Source organism: Pseudomonas sp. LTGT-11-2Z, assembly GCF_003691445.1.
GTDB lineage: Bacteria > Pseudomonadota > Gammaproteobacteria > Pseudomonadales > Pseudomonadaceae > Aquipseudomonas > Aquipseudomonas monteilii.
Genome location: NZ_CP033104.1, coordinates 711,101 through 727,481 on the forward strand (window position 1 = coordinate 711,101; position 16,381 = coordinate 727,481).

A 16,381-nucleotide genomic window follows, 5' to 3' on the forward strand; every position below is an offset into this window, starting at 1 on the left:
GGCCCGCATGAGCGACTCACTGGAACTCAGCCTGGACGGCGTAGAACGCCGCTCGCTGGCTGACTTCACCGAACAGGCCTACCTCAACTATTCCATGTACGTGATCATGGACCGCGCCTTGCCGCATATCGGCGACGGCTTGAAGCCGGTGCAGCGACGCATCGTCTACGCCATGAGCGAGTTGGGGCTTGATGCCGATGCCAAGCACAAGAAGTCGGCGCGTACCGTCGGTGACGTGCTCGGTAAGTTCCACCCCCACGGCGACTCGGCCTGCTACGAGGCCATGGTGCTGATGGCGCAGCCGTTCAGCTACCGCTACACCCTGGTCGACGGCCAGGGCAACTGGGGGGCGCCGGACGATCCGAAGTCGTTCGCCGCCATGCGTTACACCGAGGCGCGCTTGTCGCGCTACGCCGAAGTGCTGCTGAGTGAAGTCGGCCAGGGCACCGTCGACTGGGTGCCGAACTTTGACGGCACTCTGCAGGAGCCGGCCGTGCTGCCCGCGCGCCTGCCCAACATCCTGCTCAACGGCACCACCGGTATCGCCGTGGGGATGGCCACCGACGTACCGCCGCACAACCTGCGTGAAGTGGCCAGCGCCTGTGTGCGCCTGCTCGACGAGCCAAAGGCCACCATCGAGCAGCTGTGCGAGCACATTCAGGGGCCGGACTACCCGACAGAGGCCGAGATTGTCACGCCTCGGGCGGAAATCCTCAAAATGTACGAGAGCGGCCGTGGCTCGATCCGCATGCGTGCCGTGTACCGCGTCGAAGATGGCGATATCGTCGTCACCGCGCTGCCGCATCAGGTTTCCGGGGCCAAGGTGCTGGAGCAGATCGCCGCGCAGATGCAGGCCAAGAAGCTGCCGATGGTCGCCGACCTGCGTGACGAGTCGGACCACGAGAACCCGTGCCGTATCGTCATCATCCCACGGTCCAACCGCGTGGATGCCGACGAGCTGATGCAGCACCTGTTCGCCACCACCGACCTGGAAAGCAGCTACCGGGTGAACGTGAACATCATCGGCCTCGACGGTCGGCCGCAGTTGAAGAACCTGCGTGCCATCCTGGTGGAGTGGCTGGAGTTCCGTACCAACACGGTTCGCCGCCGCTTGCAGCACCGCCTGGACAAGGTCGAGAAGCGTCTGCACCTGTTGGACGGTTTGCTCACCGCGTTCCTCAACCTGGATGAAGTGATCCATATCATCCGTACCGAAGAGCACCCCAAGCAGGCGCTGATCGAGCGCTTCGAGCTGACCGAGATTCAGGCTGACTACATCCTCGAGACCCGCCTGCGGCAGCTGGCACGCCTTGAAGAGATGAAGATCCGCGGCGAGCAGGACGAGCTGCTGAAGGAGCAAGCCAAGCTGCAGGCCTTGCTGGGTAGCGAGGCCAAACTGCGCAAGCTGGTGCGTAGCGAACTGATCAAGGATGCCGAAACCTACGGCGACGACCGCCGCTCGCCGATTGTCGAGCGCGCCGAAGCCAAGGCACTGTCGGAAAACGAACTGATGCCGACCGAGCCGGTTACCGTGGTGCTGTCGGAGAAGGGCTGGGTGCGTTGTGCCAAAGGCCACGATATCGACGCTACCGGCCTTTCCTACAAGGCCGGCGACGGCTTCAAGGCCGCTGCGGCCGGGCGTTCCAACCAGTTTGCCGTGCTGATCGACTCCACCGGCCGCAGCTACTCGCTGGCCGCTCACAGCCTGCCCTCGGCGCGTGGCCAGGGCGAGCCGTTGACGGGTCGCCTGACGCCGCCACCGGGGGCGACTTTCGAATGCGTGCTGCTGCCTGATGACGATGCACTTTATGTGGTGGCATCGGATGCCGGTTACGGCTTTGTGGTCAAGGGCGAAGACTTGCAGGCCAAGAACAAGGCCGGCAAGGGCTTGCTCAGCCTGCCCAACGGCGCCAAGGTCATGACCCCGCGCCCGGTGGCCGACCGCGAGCAGGACTGGCTGGCGGCAGTCACCACCGAGGGCCGCTTGTTGGTATTCAAGGTCAGCGACTTGCCGCAGCTGGGTAAAGGCAAGGGCAACAAGATCATTGGCGTGCCGGGCGACCGGGTGGCCAGCCGTGAAGAATTTGTCACCGATCTGGCCGTGATTCCCGAAGGTGCAACCCTTGTATTGCAAGCCGGCAAGCGTACCCTATCTCTGAAAGCGGACGACCTGGAGCATTACAAGGGCGAGCGCGGACGGCGGGGCAGCAAGCTGCCACGCGGCTTCCAGCGCGTCGATGGGTTGCAGGTGGAAGTACCGGCTTAACCGGTAGAAATGTCTGGAACGGCAATTTCAGCGCCGTTCCGGGCAGAAATGCTGGAGTCGGACGGTTATTTCGCGGATGATATGGCCCTTGCGGTGCCGACGTAGTCGTGTGCCCGTTTGAATCTATATGTATCACTGCGGTGTGCCTGAAGGCGACCGCCTGGATGGGATGATGAAATTTCTGCGCCTTCCATTTGCGCTGTTGATGACTGGCCTGCTGGGCCTTGGCGGGTGCACCATGCATCAGCCGGTTGCCCTGTACCAGCTCGACAGTGGTGATCCTGGCCAGCCTTCGCAAAGTGCAGGCATGGCCGTGGTACTCGGCCCGGTATCGGTTGCCGATTACCTGCAGCGCGAGACGTTCCTGCAACGTCAGGCCGATGGCAGCCTGAGCGCAGCGACCGACGGTCGCTGGGCGGGCAGCCTTTCGTCGGATATCGACCAACTGCTGGTGCGTCAGCTTGCCTGGCGCCTGGACAGCCAGCGCGTGGTGTTGGCTCCGGCAACCGCTGGTTTCAGCCCGGATGTACAAGTGCTGTTGTCGATCACCCGCCTGGACTCGGGCAAAAACCAGCCGGCCATTCTCGATGCCCAATGGCGTCTGCTGGACCGCCGTGGCCATGTGCGTGACAACCGCATCATTCACCTTGAGCAGCCGCACGAGGGTAGCGAGTCGTCGCAGGTGCAGGCCCAGGGCCAACTGCTGCAAAAGCTGGCTGAGCAGCTGAGCGCGGCGGTGAAGCCACTGGCCAACCAGCCGGCAATTGCCGAAGAATCGCCTAAAAAGCCTGCAGCGCCGGTGCAAGTGAAGAAGACGCCGGAGAAGTCCAAGATCCCGATGGCTTCGCCGATTCGTACCGATATGGAAGTTTATCGGTTCTGATCAAGCCGCCAGCTACAAAAAAGCCCGCATATTTGCGGGCTTTTTCATATCTGCTGTTTTTCGCTATCAGTGCTGACCTCTTCGCGGGTTTACCCGCGAAGAGGCCACCTCGGTATCAGGCCCTGCGTTCGTGCATCCGCGCCAACTGCCGCTCCAGCATCGACGGGTAAGGCTCCATCAAGCGCTCCACGCAGCAGGCACCCTCAGGGCTGGCAATCGGGCGAATACGCGCACGCTGGCGAATCAGCGCGTCATCGCTGATTTGCCGCTCCACCAGCAACAGGTTGCGGCTGTGCTGCGACAGCGCCAGGGCATCCTGGGCCTTTTCGGCCATGAGCAGGTCCACCATCTCCAGCCCTTGCAGGTCGTTGCCCAGAGCCAGGCCCAGCTGTAGCTGCAGTGTGATGCCGCTGTCGGCCACTTCAATCTGCAGGGCGTGGCCCAGGGCGCGCAACAGCTCGCCGCAGCAGATGGCATTGGTCAGGTAGTCTTCGCCGCACTCGCGGCTGTGGAACAGCACCAGGGTGCTGCCATCGTTCAGCGTGTGGGTTTCACCGTCGTAGAGCGAAGCCGCGTGCTCCAGGCAATCGCGGTAGCGTTCGGTCAGCTCGGTGAGGCGTGTGCGTGGCAAGCGGCGCAACTGCTCCTGCGAGCCCAGTTGCACGGCAAGGACGGCGCTGTACTGCGGTTCGTCAGACTCAACCACTGCAGCGGCCTTGGGCGCACTGTCGTCGTCCAGCAGGCCGGCGAAGGCATCGTCGTCATCCTCGTCTTCCACCGCGGCAACCTTGGCGCGTGGTGCGGCCTTGGGGGGCGGTGAAGCCTCGTGCAGGTCGTCGTATTGCGCGTCGTCCTCTTCCTCCAGCTCGGGCTCTGGCGGTGGCGGCGGGGCCAGGCGCGCATGCAGCTGGCGGGCGATATCGCCGATCTCGTCCTGACGGTCGGTGGCCGGGGTGTAGGGTTGCGGGTCGCGCAGCCATACCCGCAACTGCAGCAGCGGCAGGGTAATGAAACGGCCCTGGCGCAGGCTCAGGGTCAAGGCGAGCACCAGCAGGATAGCGGCCAGGATGCCCATGCTCTGCAGGCTGATCAGCATCGGCTGCTGGAACTGGCTCATGTCCAGGCTTATGCGCAGTTGCCCGGCAGTGACGTCCTGGAAGGTGATCTTGGTCTGGTACAAGCCCTCGGCCTCACCCAGCAGGCTGTTGCGCGGGCGCTGGCCGGCTTCGGCGAGGATACGGTTGTCCACACTGTAGATCGCCGCATGGGCCACCAGCGGGTTTTTCACCAGATTACCCAGCAGCACGTTGAGGCTGAGGATGTCGTTTGACACCAGCAGCTCGGTTGCCGACGTGGCCGTCTGGGTGGTCAGGCTCTGGCCCAAGGCATCGGCCTGCTCATGCATGGCCTGCTTGAACTGCAGGCCCATGACGCAGGCGTAGATCACCAGCGCCAGCGCCACCAGGAAGATGTTGGTGCAGGCGATGCGCAGTGCCAGCGGCACGCGACGTTGACTCAGGGCACGATAGATCATCAGGAAGAAGTTGTCTGGTTTGACGGGCGTGGGCCGGTTCACTGAGCTCGGCTCTTAATGGCATGAAAGTGGGGGGAGTATAGCGACCCGGGTTTTGTCGGCAAAGTATCGTTGGCGCCCGATGGTCACGGAAAATCGGTAGAATGCGCATTTTTCATCGAAGTCGGAGCCAGGTTGTGCGCGAAATCGTCCTGATCAACATCACCGGTGAGGACCGTCCCGGTCTCACTGCGGCTATCACCGGCGTCCTGCTGCAGGGCGGTGTGAGCATCCTCGACATCGGCCTGGCGGTCATGCACGGCACCTTGTCGTTCGGCATTCTGGTCGATATCCCGGACAACGAAGTGGCTACCGCGCTGCTGCAAAGCGTGCAGGCCAAGGCTCACGAGCTGAATTTGCAGGCCCGCTACACGCCGATTTCCGAGGCAGACTACCAGCACTGGGCCGACGGCCAGGGTGAAGCGCGCCACATCGTGACCCTGCTCAGCCGCAAGATCACCCCAGAGCAATTGCAGCGTGTGAGTGCGGTGATCAGCGAGTACGGCCTGACCATCGAGCGCATCGAACGCCTGTCGGCCCGGGTAGCGCTGGACGCCGAAACCGAAAAGGGCAAGGCGGCCATCGAGATTTCCGTGCGTGGCGTGCCGAGTGACGCCCAGGCCCTGCGGGCTGACTTCTTCGCCCTGGCTGAAGCGCTGAGCGTCGACATCGCCTTCCAGAAGGACGACCTGTTCCGTCGCAACCGCCGTCTGGCGGTGTTCGACATGGACTCCACGCTGATCGAGGCCGAAGTCATCGATGAGTTGGCCAAGGCGGCCGGCGTGGGTGAGCAGGTGGCGGCCATCACCGAGCGTGCCATGCGCGGCGAGCTGGACTTCCGCGCCAGTTTCAAGGAGCGCATGGCGCTGCTCAAGGGCCTGGATGTGGGCGTGCTGGACGAAATCGGGGCTTCGCTGCGCCTGACCGAGGGCGCCGAAAACCTGTTCGCAGAACTCAAGCGCCTGGGTTACAAGACTGCGATCCTGTCGGGTGGCTTTACCTACTTTGCCCGCCAGGTGCAGGCGCGTCTGGGTATCGACTACGTATTCGCGAACGAACTGGAAGTGGTCGACGGCAAGGTGACCGGCGTGGCGGTCGAGCCGATCGTCGATGCCCAGCGTAAGGCCGAGCTGTTGCAGAAGCTGGCCAGTGAAGAAGGTTTGCAGCTGGAGCAGACCATTGCCGTGGGTGACGGTGCCAACGACCTGCCAATGCTGTCGTTGGCCGGGTTGGGCGTGGCGTTCCGCGCCAAGCCCCTGGTGCGCCAGTCGGCCAAGCAGGCCATCTCCACCTTGGGGCTGGATGGTGTGCTGTACCTGCTGGGCCTGCGCGACCGCGACGCCCGCGGTTGACCTGGGAGTCTGGGGCTGCAAAGCCCCAATAAAAAGGCCCTGCTCATGCAGGGCCTTTTTCATGCGGCTTGAGTCAAGCCTGTGCAGGCTCTGCCAACAGTTGCCCCATGCGCACTGCGGAACCAGCGCCCAGGTTTTCAGCCCATTTCACCTGCTCTGGTCCGAACAGCACGATGGCGGTCGAGCCCAGCTTGAAGCGGCCCAGCTCGGCACCTTTCTCCAGGTGGATCGGCGCACGACTGGCTTCGTCGTAACGGAAAGTCTTCAGTTCACGCTTGGGTGGCGTTACCAGCCCGGCCCACACGGTCTCGATCGAGGCCACGATCATTGCACCCACCAACACCACGGCCATCGGCCCGCGTTCGGTGTCGAACAGGCAGACCACGCGCTCGTTGCGGGCGAACAGCTCGGGAACGTTCTCTGCGGTGGTCTGGTTGACCGAGAACAGACGGCCCGGCACGTAGACCATTTCGCGCAGGGTGCCGGCCAGCGGCATGTGCACGCGGTGGTAATCCTTGGGCGACAGGTAGATGGTGGCGAACTCGCCGCCCATGAACGGCGCGGCCATGGCCGGATCACCGCCCAGCAGCTCTTGCGCGCTGAAACCGTGGCCCTTGGCCTGGAAGATGCGGCCATGCTCGATCGGGCCGAGCTGGCTGACAGCACCGTCGGCCGGGCACAGGATGGCACCTGGTGTTTCGTCCAGCGGGCGCGCACCCGGTTTCAGGGCGCGGGTGAAGAACGCATTGAAGTGCTCGTAGGCGCTCAAGTCCTCGACCAGGGCTTCGGACATGTTGACCTGGTAGCGCTTGGCGAACCAGGCGGTGAAGGCGTTCTTGAACCAGCGCGCGCGGCACTCGGCAACGCAGCCGGCCAACCGCGACAGCAGGTGGTGCGGCAGCAGGTACTGGCTGATGATGAACAGACGGGATTTCATGCAGGTTCCTTAAACGTCTACAGGCGTGTCCGGGTGGTTGCCCCATTCGCTCCACGAGCCGGCATAGGCCTTGACGCGTGGGTAGCCGAGGGCCTTGGCCACCAGATAAGTGAAACCGGAGCGGCGATGGGTCTGGCAGTGGGTGATCACTTCCTTGTCAGGGGTGATGCCCAGGTGCTCGAGGACTTCTTTGATGTCCTTGCGAATGCGCAGGTGGTCGTTGAGATCCATGCCGGCGGTCCACTCGAAGTTGATCGCACCGGGGATATGGCCACCCTTGGCTGCCAGCACTTTCTCGCCGTTGAATTCCTGCGGGCCGCGCGCGTCCCAGATGACCAGGTCATCGGCGCCCAGGCGGCTTTGCAGGTACTCGCGGGTGGCGGTGGGCGCGTTGTCGATACGCAGGTGCACCGGAGTGTTGCCGTTGGCGGGCACTTCGGTGGTCAGCTTGTCTGCTGGCCAGGCCTGGATGCCGCCATTGAGGTAGTGGTAATGCTTATGGCCGATCACGTCGAGCAGCCAGATGAAACGCCCGGCCCAGCCGCCGCCTTCATCGTCATACACCACATACACGGCGTCGTTGCGGTGGCCGAGTTCGCTGAACAGTTTTTCCAGGTCACCCAGCGCAGGCAGCAGGCCGGGCGCAGGAGGCTGGCCAAGCTGGGTACGCTTGCCTTCGACAAAGCGTGCGCCGGGGATATGCCCGCTGACATAGCGGTTGGCGCTGCTCAGGTCGACCAGGATCAGCTGGGGCGAATCCAGGCGTGGCAGCAGGTCCGCGGCTTCGATCACCAGGGGCAAGCCGGAAAAGTCAGTCATCCACGGTCTCCAGTGTGGAAAGAGGGGCGATTGTAGCGCAAGGCTCAGCCCTTGCGGTTGGCAAACACCGACAGCGCCCGCTCGGTACATTGCGCGGTCTTGCCGAAGGCCTGCACGCTGATGTCGGCCAAAGGCCGGCAGCCTTGGTCGGCCACCATCAGCATCAGCACCTGGTCGTTCACCGCCAGCGAGCGTAGCAGCACATGCTCGCTGCGGAACAGTGCACGCAGGGGCGCGGGTAACAGTGCCGAGAACTGGGTGTGGTTTTCCGGGGTGATGCGCAATTGCCCTGCCTGGGCCAGCAGCTTTTGCAGCAGTTTGTTCTGCGACACTTGGAGGGCCATGGCGCCAGCCTCCTTGGGCAGGCCGGCAAGTTGCTGCACGCGCAGGTAGTCGCTGGCTTTGTCCAGGCTCAGCAGCAGGATGCGTTGCATGCCGCAGGCCTGCAGGGCTTCGAGGGCCTGGGTGGCCAAGTGTACGGTGTTGGTGAACGGGCTAGGCTGGGCCAGCAGGTGCTGGCACAGCTTGCGCCAGCGTGCCAGGTCGTCGCTGCTGGGCGGCGGCGGGGCGAGCATGTCCGGGTGCGGGCGGCGCTGGTGCCAGGGCCAGATCAACGCCTCTGCCGGGTGGAACAACGCGTGCCGGGCGTGGCGGCGGGCACTGGCGGCGGCCTGTTGGTGCACTTGCTGCTGCACATCTTCCAGCGAGGTTTGCAGGTACAGCGCAGTCAGCAGCTGCCAGCGCAGCAGGTGCGGGTTGTCCCAGCCAACTTGTGCTGCCAGGGCCAGGTTGTTGGCCAGCAGCACGGTGTTGGCCGGTTGGTTGAACCAGCGGCGCAGGCCGGGCTCGGCGTCCAGGCGGTGTTGCTGGCTGAGCAGGTCTTCGTCGCGGGCGATACTCAGCACCTGAGCCAGTTGCTCGCGCTCTTCCAGCAGCAGGCGGTAACCCTGGGTTACCCACTGCGGCAGGCGCCAGTACTCGGCCATGGTCTGGCACAGCGCCAGGATCCGCACGCCAAACAGTTCTTCCTCGACATGGGCGGCGTCTTCGCCCTTGTGGATAACCCGTAGCTCCCAGGTGTCGAGCAGTTTGGGGTAGGCCAACGCCAGCGGCCAGAGTGGCGACAGGAACAGCAGGCTGCCCCAGTGAATCTCCTGCCACAGCCGTGCCAGGCGGCTGGCGAACAGGCCGCTGGCCTGTTGCGAGGCGTGCTGGCTGATCAGCTGGAACTGGCTGAGTACGGGTGGGATTTCTTCGACGGGCACCGAGGGCAGGCGCTTGAGCAGTTGCTCACTGCGCTCCAGGCCCAGGCGATTAAGGGCGACTTCCAGGCTTTCGGCAGGCTCTGCCTGGCTGGCATTGGTGGGGTGATTGGCTTCGCGCATCACCGACAGCACCAGTGCCGGGCTATCCTGCATCAGTTCGGCGATATCGCGCAGCGAGCGGCGGCTATCGTGGATGGCAGCCATGACCCGGTCGTAGCTGTGCTTCGGCACGGGGATGCGAACACTCTCTAGCAGCTTTACCCAGGCCTCTAGCGTACGTGGGGCCTGAGCGGGCACCTTGGTTTCAATTGGCATTTTGACATCAGTCCGAACTGGCTTTTCGCATTGAGTGGCTATAGTCTGGCGCAGTTCTGCCGATAAGTAGAAGAAGAGTTTTAAAGCTCCCGTCTCTTCCCCTGACCACGACAGCAAGTGCTTTGAACCTATGGCTAAAATTATCGGCATCATCGTCGTATTCGCGAGCGTGCTCGGCGGGTACGTGCTCTCCCACGGCAAGATCGCGGCGCTGATCCAGCCGTTCGAAGTACTGATCATTGGCGGTGCGGCCTTTGGTGCATTCCTGCAGGCCAACCCTGGCCACATGACCATGCACGTCATCAAGAAGTCGATGAAGATGTTCGGCTCGCGCTTCACCCACGCCTACTACCTGGAGGTGCTGGGCCTGGTGTACGAGATCCTCAACAAGAGCCGTCGCGAAGGCATGATGGCCATCGAGGCCGACATCGAGGACGCAGCAGCCAGCCCGATCTTCGCCAAGTACCCGACGGTGCTGGCCGACGAGCGCATGACCGCGTTCGTCTGCGACTACCTGCGCATCATGTCCACCGGCAACATGGCCCCGCACGAGCTCGAAGGCCTGTTCGACATGGAGCTGCTGAGCATGAAGGAAGAGCTGGAGCACCCGTCCCATGCGGTGACCGGTATCGCCGACGGCATGCCTGGCTTCGGTATCGTCGCTGCAGTGCTAGGGATCGTGGTGACCATGGCCTCGCTGGGCGAGGGTGACCAGGCGGCTATCGGCATGCACGTAGGTGCGGCACTGGTCGGTACCTTCTTCGGTATTCTGGCGGCGTACGGCTTCTTTGGCCCGTTGGCCAAGTGCCTGGAGCACGATGCCAAGGAAGAGCTGAACCTTTACGAATCGATCAAGGCTTCGCTGGTTGCCTCGGCCTCGGGCATGCCACCTTCGCTGGCGGTCGAGTTCGGGCGCAAGGTGCTGTACCCCAAGCACCGCCCAAGCTTCTCCGAGCTGGAACAAGCGGTTCGCGGTCGCTGAGTCATGGAGAACAATCAGCCCATCATCGTCAAGCGCGTCAAGCGCTTTGGCGGCGGCCACCACGGTGGTGCCTGGAAAATCGCTTTTGCCGACTTTGCTACGGCAATGATGGCGTTCTTCCTTGTGCTGTGGTTGATGTCCACGGCCACGCCGGAGCAGAAGATCGCCATCGCCGGCTACTTCAAGGACCCGATCGGCTTTTCGGAAAGCGGCACGCCTTATGTCATCGACCTGGGTGGTTCGCCTGAGCTGGCACCGGAAAAAACCATCAATCCGGAAGCCAAATCCGAGCCGATGCCCGAAACCACGACCCAGCTGAACAAAGACCAGGTCGAGACCATGGCCGAGCAGGTCGAGCGTGAGCGTCTGGAGTTGCTGCTGCAAGAGCTGCAGAACAAGGTGGAAGAGAACCCGCAACTGCAGAAGTTCAAGGACCAGATCCTGTTTGAGATCACCCAGGATGGCCTGCGCATCCAGATCATGGATGCCGAGAACCGGCCGATGTTCGACATCGGCAGCGCGCGCCTGCAGCCGTACTTCGAAGATATCCTGCTGGCCATGGCCGACACCATCAAGACGGTGCCGAACAAGATCAGCATCAGCGGCCACACCGATGCCAAGCCGTATGCCGGCACTGGCGAATTCGGCAACTGGGAGCTGTCGGCCAACCGTGCCAATGCCGCACGCCGTGCGCTGGTGGCCGGTGGTTACCCGGACGGGCAGGTGGCGCGGGTGGTGGGCTACGCTTCGTCGTCGCTGTTCGACCGCAAGGACCCGTTCAACCCGGTCAACCGCCGCATCGACATCATCGTGCTGACCAAGAAGGCACAGCGCAATATCGAGGGTGAGCAGGGTGCGCCGGAAGCGCCGGCTGCCGAGCCTGCGCCACCGGCCAGCGGTGCTGCGCCAGGGGCTGCGGCGCCGGCTGCACCAGGGGCAACTGAACAAGCGCCAATGCAGCCGCGTGAGCTGCGCCAAAAGCTGAACATCTTTGAAGATGGCACGCTGAAGATGGATGAGGCCAAAGAGCAGTAAGCCTGCTCGGCCCTTGCAGGCGCGGCGCAAGGCCGCGCCTGCAACTCAATGGCTGTCTTGTGACAGGCTGGCGATGATCGAGCGGTAGCTGTTCATGCGCTGCGGCTTGATGCGCCCTTCGTCCAGTGCCTTGAGCAGCGCACAGCCCGGTTCGCGGTCATGTTTGCAGTCGCGGAAGCGGCAGGTGCCGAACAGGTCGCGGAACTCGATGAAGCCATCTTCCACATCGTCGCGGCTGACATGGCCAAGGCCGAATTCGCGGATGCCCGGCGAGTCGATCAGGTCGCCGCCGTTAGGGAAGTGGTACAGCCGTGCCGTGGTAGTGGTGTGGGTGCCCTGGCCAGACCATTCCGACAGGTCGCCGACACGGGTGTCGGCGTCTGGGAGCAGGCTGTTGACCAGCGACGACTTGCCCACGCCCGACTGGCCGACGAATACGCTGATGTGGCCGTCGAGCTGCTGTTGCAGGCGCTGCATGCCATCACCGTGGTGTGCCGATACCTCCAGCAGTGGGTAGCCCAGTTCGCGGTAAACCTCCAGCAACGCATGCAGGCCAGGGCCGTTCTCGTCGTTGATCAGGTCGGCCTTGTTCAGCAGCAGTAGCGGGCGCAGCCCCGCGTGCTCGGCAGCGACCAGGTAGCGGTCAATCAGGTTCGGGTGGGGCTCCGGGGCCGGGGCAAACACGATCACGATCAGGTCGACGTTGGCTGCCACAGGCTTCAGCTGCCCGTGATTGTTCGGCCGGCACAGCTCGGTGCTGCGCGGCATCTGCGCCACGATCACGCCAATGCCCTGGTTGCCCGCACGCCATACCACGCGGTCACCGGTGACCAGTGCTGGCAGGTTGGCGCGCAGGTGGCAGCGGAACACCTGGCCTGCGGATTCGCCGTCCTGGGCTTCCACCTCTACCTGCACACCGAAGTGCGCGATCACCAGGCCCAGTTGCTCAGGCCCCAGATCGCCGCCTTCCAGTTCCTGCAGCACGTGCTGCTCGCGTTTGGCGGCGCGAGCGGCGCGCTCGCCCTGGATTTTTTCGATCCGCCAGTTCTGGCGGCGATTGAGCTGGCGTTTGGCCATGAAAGTACCGTGAGAGAGGCCCGGCGAGGGGCATTGAAAACGGCAGGCAGTTTAGCACGCCAGGCGTTGGACTTTTCCGCTTACCTTTGTGCAGTGAATGGGCGTGCCTTGGCCACTAGGCTACTATGACGGCCTATACGAGGAGCCCCTACATGCAAAACCCACAGAACCTGATCTGGATCGACCTGGAAATGACCGGCCTGGATCCGGACAGCGACGTCATCATCGAGATGGCGACCATCGTCACCGACAGTGAGCTGAACACCCTGGCCGAAGGGCCGGTGATCGCTATCCATCACAGTGACGAAGTGCTGGCGCGCATGGACGAATGGAACACCCGCACCCACGGTGCTTCGGGCCTGACCCAGCGCGTGCGCGAGAGCAAGGTCAGCATGGCTGAAGCCGAGGCGCAGACCATCGCTTTCCTCGAACAGTGGGTGCCCAAGGGCAAGTCGCCCATCTGCGGCAACAGCATCTGCCAGGACCGCCGCTTCCTCTATCGCCACATGCGCAACCTGGAAAACTACTTCCACTACCGCAACCTGGATGTCTCCACCCTGAAGGAGCTGGCCGCGCGCTGGGCGCCGAATGTGCGTGACAGCTTCAAGAAGGGCAACACCCACCTCGCGCTCGACGACATTCGCGAATCGATCGCCGAGCTGCGCCACTACCGCGAACACTTCATCAAGGTGTGAGCTGAAACGGCGCAGATATTGTATCTGCGCCCCCTTTTGGTGCTTCGAGCAACTGGTTAGACTGCGCGCCTTTCTCGCACGGACACGCACCATGTTGTTGATGCTCTACCTCATCGCCATCACTGCCGAAGCCATGACTGGCGCGCTGTCTGCCGGGCGCCGCGGCATGGACTGGTTCGGCGTGGTGCTGATCGCCTGCGTCACCGCCCTGGGTGGCGGCTCGGTGCGCGACGTGCTGCTCGGGCATTACCCGCTGACCTGGGTGAAGCACCCGGAATACCTGGTGCTGACCAGCTTCGCGGCGCTGCTGACCATCTTCATTGCGCCGATGATGCGCCGCCTGCGCTCGCTGTTTCTGGTGCTCGATGCACTGGGGCTGGTGGCCTTTACCCTGATTGGCTGCATGACCGCGCTGGAGATGGGGCAGGGCATGCTGGTGGCGTCGATAAGCGGGGTGATCACCGGGGTGTTTGGCGGCATCTTGCGGGATATCTTCTGTAACGACATTCCGCTGGTGTTCCGGCGCGAGCTCTATGCCAGCGTGTCGTTCGCGGCGGCCTGGTTCTACCTGGGGTGTGTGTATTTCAAGGTGCCGGCAGAGCAGGCGATGCTGCTGACGTTGTTTGGCGGGTTCCTGGTGCGCTTGCTGGCGATTCGTTTCCACTGGGAAATGCCCAAGTTTCACTATAACGACCAGCAGTGAATTCGTGGGCCGCACAGCGGCCCCAGCTATTGAATACCGTGCCGGGCCAGCGCCCACTCCACATGCTCGCGCACCAGCTCCGATTCATCGTCACGCCGTGCTTTCAGCGCCTCGATCACTGGAATGGTGGATGGCGCATTGCCCAACCCCACCGCCAGGTTGCGCAAGAACCGCTCATACCCCGCCCGCCGCAACGGCCCGCCCTCGGTCTTGCGCAGGAAGGTGCGCTCATCCCACAGGAACATTTCCGCCAGCTCGGCATTTTCCAGCCCATGCCGTGGCTGGAAGTCCTGCTCCTGGCTGTGTTTGGCAAAGCGGTTCCATGGGCAGACGATCTGGCAATCGTCGCAACCGAACACCCGGTTGCCCATCTTCGCGCGCAGCTCGACAGGGATCGCGCCCCTCAGTTCGATGGTCAGGTATGAAATGCAGCGCCGCGCATCCAGCACATAGGGCCCGACGAAGGCCTGGGTCGGGCAGATGTCCAGGCAGGCCTGGCAGCGGCCGCAGTGTTCGCTGGTGGTGGCTTCGTCCACCGGTATTGGCAGGTCGACAAACAGCTCGGCGAGGAAGAAGTAGCTGCCTGCCTTGCGGTTGAGCAGCAGGGTATTCTTGCCGATCCAGCCCAGGCCGGCCTGTTCGGCCAGGGCCTTTTCCAGCACCGGGGCGCTGTCGACGAAAGCGCGGTAACCGAACGGGCCGATGGCCTCCTGGATGCGGTCGGCCAGGAACTGCACGCGCTTGCGCACCAGTTTGTGATAGTCCCGGCCCAGCGCATAGCGCGAGATGTAGGCTTTTTCAGGCTGTGCCAGGCGCTGTGCCATCTGTGTGTCGCCGGACAGGTAGTCCATGCGTAGCGACACCACGCGCACAGTACCGGGGATCAGCTGATCGGGGTGCGAGCGCTTGCTGCCATGTGCGCCCAGATACTCCATCTCGCCCTGGTAGCCAGCATCGAGCCAGCGTTGCAGGTGATGTTCGTGTTCGCCAAGGTCGACCCCGGCGATGCCAACGTGGGCAAAACCGAGTTCTTGGCCCCAAATCTTGATCGATTGGGCCAGTTGGGCGAGGTCAGGCGTACAGACGGACATGGATGGGCAAGGCAATACGGGTTCAGGTGCGTATAATTCTGCCAGACATTGGAGCCTTTGACCCCATGCCGCAGACCAAACACCCCAGCCATGCCCCTCAACTGCTCAGCAGCGTGACCGTCGCGCACCTGCCGGCCCGGCATGCGCATGCCCATAAAGGCGACTTTGGCCATGTCCTGGTGGTCGGCGGTGACCTTGGCACCGGCGGCGCCGTGCTGCTCAGCGCCGAAGCCGCGCTGCGGTGCGGTGCCGGGCTGGTCAGCGTGGCAACCCGGCCCGAACATGTCTCGGCCAGCCTGGCGCGTTTGCCCGAGGTAATGTGCCTGGGCGTCAGTTCGGCCAATCAGTTGATGGGTGTGCTGGAGCGAGCCTCGGTGCTGGTGGTCGGCCCGGGGTTGGGGCAGGCGGCATGGGGCCGCAGCTTGCTGTCGGCGGTGGCCAATGCCGAGCGGCCGCAGGTGTGGGACGCCGATGCCCTGAATTTGCTGGCACGTACCCCACTGGCCCTGCCCAGTGGCAGCATCCTCACTCCGCACCCGGGCGAGGCGGCGCGGTTGCTGGGCATTTCCATCGAGGCGGTGCAGGCCGACCGCCCGGGTGCTGCGCGCAAGCTGGCGCGACGGTATAACAGCGTCTGCGTGCTGAAAGGGGCCGGTACCCTGGTGGCCGACCCTGCCGGGCAGTTGATGCTGTGCGAGCGTGGCCATCCGGCCATGGCCGGTGCCGGCTTTGGCGATGTGCTGACCGGTGTGCTGTCGGCGTTGCTGGCCCAGGGCCTGGATGCCTGGCAGGCCGCCGGGCTGGGGGTGTGGCTGCACGCCTGTGCGGGCGAGCGGCTGGGTGTAAAAGGTAGAGGCCTGGCGGCCAGTGATCTGGCGCCGGTCATTCGAACGTTGTTGGAGGAGCATTCTGCGTGTCTGGCATAACCCTGTTTCTGGCCGATGAAGACGCCACGGTCAAATTTGGCGCAGCACTGGCCGAGGTGACCGGCGGTCGCGGCGTGATCTTTCTTGAAGGCGACCTGGGCGCTGGCAAGACTACGCTTTCCCGAGGGCTGATCCGCGGCCTGGGCCATACGGGTGCAGTGAAAAGCCCGACCTTCACCGTGGTCGAACCCTACGAGATCGGTGAGGTCCGAGCATTCCACTTCGACCTGTATCGCCTGGTCGATCCGGAGGAACTGGAGTTCATGGGGATTCGTGACTATTTCGAGGGCGACCCGCTGTGCCTGTTCGAGTGGCCACAAAAGGGTGCGGGCGTTTTGCCAAAGCCTGACCTGACCATTACCATAAGCCCCCAAGCGGGCGGACGCTCGCTGATCCTTTCGCCGCAGGGGGCTCGCGGCGAGGCCTGGTGCGTGGCACTGGCCAAACACTATAAACAGTAAG

General features: G+C 63.5%; 15 protein-coding genes. 9 read left to right on the forward strand and 6 right to left on the reverse strand.

The features are described 5' to 3' along the window. The first annotated feature begins 7 nt into the window (after window positions 1–7). Window positions 8–2,266, forward strand: a complete 2,259-nt coding sequence (gene parC / locus D8767_RS03230) for a DNA topoisomerase IV subunit A (RefSeq protein ID WP_016712337.1) — start codon at window positions 8–10, stop codon at window positions 2,264–2,266. A gap of 172 nt (window positions 2,267–2,438) precedes the next feature. Beyond that, window positions 2,439–3,149, forward strand: coding sequence for a membrane integrity-associated transporter subunit PqiC (locus D8767_RS03235; RefSeq protein WP_028698485.1), 711 nt, complete (start codon window positions 2,439–2,441; stop codon window positions 3,147–3,149). A 115-nt stretch (window positions 3,150–3,264) separates the two neighbouring features. Here D8767_RS03235 and D8767_RS03240 read toward each other — a convergent pair whose 3' ends face one another. Next, a complete protein-coding gene (locus tag D8767_RS03240) occupies window positions 3,265–4,725 on the reverse strand; it encodes an AhpA/YtjB family protein (protein WP_019097699.1) in 1,461 nt (486 codons plus the stop codon). Window positions 4,726–4,859: 134 nt separating this feature from the next. Here D8767_RS03240 and serB point away from each other — a divergent pair, with 134 nt between their 5' ends. Next, window positions 4,860–6,074, forward strand: a complete 1,215-nt coding sequence (gene serB, locus D8767_RS03245; RefSeq protein WP_016712333.1) for a phosphoserine phosphatase SerB — start codon at window positions 4,860–4,862, stop codon at window positions 6,072–6,074. 73 nt (window positions 6,075–6,147) lie between these two features. Here serB and asd read toward each other — a convergent pair whose 3' ends face one another. From asd to D8767_RS03260, 3 genes are read right to left on the reverse strand one after another with little or no spacing between them, the layout of a single operon-like run. Continuing rightward, window positions 6,148–7,011 (reverse strand): archaetidylserine decarboxylase, encoded by an 864-nt coding sequence (asd, locus tag D8767_RS03250; protein ID WP_016712332.1) that lies wholly within the window; start codon window positions 7,009–7,011, stop codon window positions 6,148–6,150. Between the two features lie 9 nt (window positions 7,012–7,020). Next, complete coding sequence (locus tag D8767_RS03255; protein ID WP_016712331.1) at window positions 7,021–7,830, reverse strand: rhodanese-like domain-containing protein; 810 nt, start codon at window positions 7,828–7,830, stop codon at window positions 7,021–7,023. Window positions 7,831–7,874: 44 nt separating this feature from the next. Further along, complete coding sequence (locus D8767_RS03260) at window positions 7,875–9,410, reverse strand: HDOD domain-containing protein (protein ID WP_016712330.1); 1,536 nt, start codon at window positions 9,408–9,410, stop codon at window positions 7,875–7,877. 130 nt (window positions 9,411–9,540) lie between these two features. Here D8767_RS03260 and motA point away from each other — a divergent pair, with 130 nt between their 5' ends. Together motA and motB are read left to right on the forward strand one after the other, a co-directional pair. Further along, window positions 9,541–10,392 carry a flagellar motor stator protein MotA gene (motA, locus tag D8767_RS03265; protein ID WP_016712329.1) on the forward strand — a complete coding sequence of 284 codons (852 nt, stop codon included), beginning with the start codon at window positions 9,541–9,543 and terminating at the stop codon, window positions 10,390–10,392. A 3-nt stretch (window positions 10,393–10,395) separates the two neighbouring features. Beyond that, window positions 10,396–11,427, forward strand: coding sequence for a flagellar motor protein MotB (motB, locus tag D8767_RS03270; RefSeq protein WP_016712328.1), 1,032 nt, complete (start codon window positions 10,396–10,398; stop codon window positions 11,425–11,427). 45 nt (window positions 11,428–11,472) lie between these two features. Here the strand turns inward: motB and rsgA are convergent, their stop codons facing one another. Then, on the reverse strand, window positions 11,473–12,504 hold the full coding sequence (gene rsgA / locus D8767_RS03275) for a small ribosomal subunit biogenesis GTPase RsgA (protein ID WP_016712327.1): 1,032 nt from the start codon (window positions 12,502–12,504) through the stop codon (window positions 11,473–11,475). A 152-nt stretch (window positions 12,505–12,656) separates the two neighbouring features. On the opposite strand from rsgA, the gene orn reads away from it, so the two are divergent. Together orn and D8767_RS03285 are read left to right on the forward strand one after the other, a co-directional pair. Further along, window positions 12,657–13,199, forward strand: a complete 543-nt coding sequence (gene orn / locus D8767_RS03280) for an oligoribonuclease (protein ID WP_016712326.1) — start codon at window positions 12,657–12,659, stop codon at window positions 13,197–13,199. A 91-nt stretch (window positions 13,200–13,290) separates the two neighbouring features. Beyond that, entirely contained in the window at window positions 13,291–13,902 is a 612-nt protein-coding gene (locus D8767_RS03285; protein ID WP_003249516.1) for a trimeric intracellular cation channel family protein, read from the forward strand. A gap of 26 nt (window positions 13,903–13,928) precedes the next feature. Here the strand turns inward: D8767_RS03285 and queG are convergent, their stop codons facing one another. Beyond that, window positions 13,929–14,993 (reverse strand): tRNA epoxyqueuosine(34) reductase QueG, encoded by a 1,065-nt coding sequence (gene queG / locus D8767_RS03290; protein ID WP_016712325.1) that lies wholly within the window; start codon window positions 14,991–14,993, stop codon window positions 13,929–13,931. A 65-nt stretch (window positions 14,994–15,058) separates the two neighbouring features. Between queG and D8767_RS03295 the strand changes: the two genes are divergently transcribed. Both D8767_RS03295 and tsaE read left to right on the forward strand, forming a co-directional pair. Further along, a complete protein-coding gene (locus D8767_RS03295) occupies window positions 15,059–15,919 on the forward strand; it encodes an NAD(P)H-hydrate dehydratase (protein WP_029380243.1) in 861 nt (286 codons plus the stop codon). After that, window positions 15,907–16,380, forward strand: a complete 474-nt coding sequence (gene tsaE / locus D8767_RS03300) for a tRNA (adenosine(37)-N6)-threonylcarbamoyltransferase complex ATPase subunit type 1 TsaE (protein ID WP_016712323.1) — start codon at window positions 15,907–15,909, stop codon at window positions 16,378–16,380. The genes D8767_RS03295 and tsaE overlap by 13 nt, the downstream gene beginning before the upstream one ends. Window position 16,381: the final 1 nt, after the last annotated feature.

What these genes read in the sequence shown, in the direction of transcription:
- rsgA (WP_016712327.1), bottom strand. Translation starts at nt 12,504, where the DNA reads ATGGCCAAACGCCAGCTCAATCGCCGCCAGAACTGGCGGATCGAAAAA.
- D8767_RS03260 (WP_016712330.1), bottom strand. Translation starts at nt 9,410, where the DNA reads ATGCCAATTGAAACCAAGGTGCCCGCTCAGGCCCCACGTACGCTAGAG.
- D8767_RS03235 (WP_028698485.1), top strand. Translation starts at nt 2,439, where the DNA reads ATGAAATTTCTGCGCCTTCCATTTGCGCTGTTGATGACTGGCCTGCTG.
- asd (WP_016712332.1), bottom strand. Translation starts at nt 7,011, where the DNA reads ATGAAATCCCGTCTGTTCATCATCAGCCAGTACCTGCTGCCGCACCAC.
- motA (WP_016712329.1), top strand. Translation starts at nt 9,541, where the DNA reads ATGGCTAAAATTATCGGCATCATCGTCGTATTCGCGAGCGTGCTCGGC.
- motB (WP_016712328.1), top strand. Translation starts at nt 10,396, where the DNA reads ATGGAGAACAATCAGCCCATCATCGTCAAGCGCGTCAAGCGCTTTGGC.
- D8767_RS03295 (WP_029380243.1), top strand. Translation starts at nt 15,059, where the DNA reads ATGCCGCAGACCAAACACCCCAGCCATGCCCCTCAACTGCTCAGCAGC.
- D8767_RS03285 (WP_003249516.1), top strand. Translation starts at nt 13,291, where the DNA reads ATGTTGTTGATGCTCTACCTCATCGCCATCACTGCCGAAGCCATGACT.
- orn (WP_016712326.1), top strand. Translation starts at nt 12,657, where the DNA reads ATGCAAAACCCACAGAACCTGATCTGGATCGACCTGGAAATGACCGGC.
- D8767_RS03255 (WP_016712331.1), bottom strand. Translation starts at nt 7,830, where the DNA reads ATGACTGACTTTTCCGGCTTGCCCCTGGTGATCGAAGCCGCGGACCTG.
- queG (WP_016712325.1), bottom strand. Translation starts at nt 14,993, where the DNA reads ATGTCCGTCTGTACGCCTGACCTCGCCCAACTGGCCCAATCGATCAAG.
- parC (WP_016712337.1), top strand. Translation starts at nt 8, where the DNA reads ATGAGCGACTCACTGGAACTCAGCCTGGACGGCGTAGAACGCCGCTCG.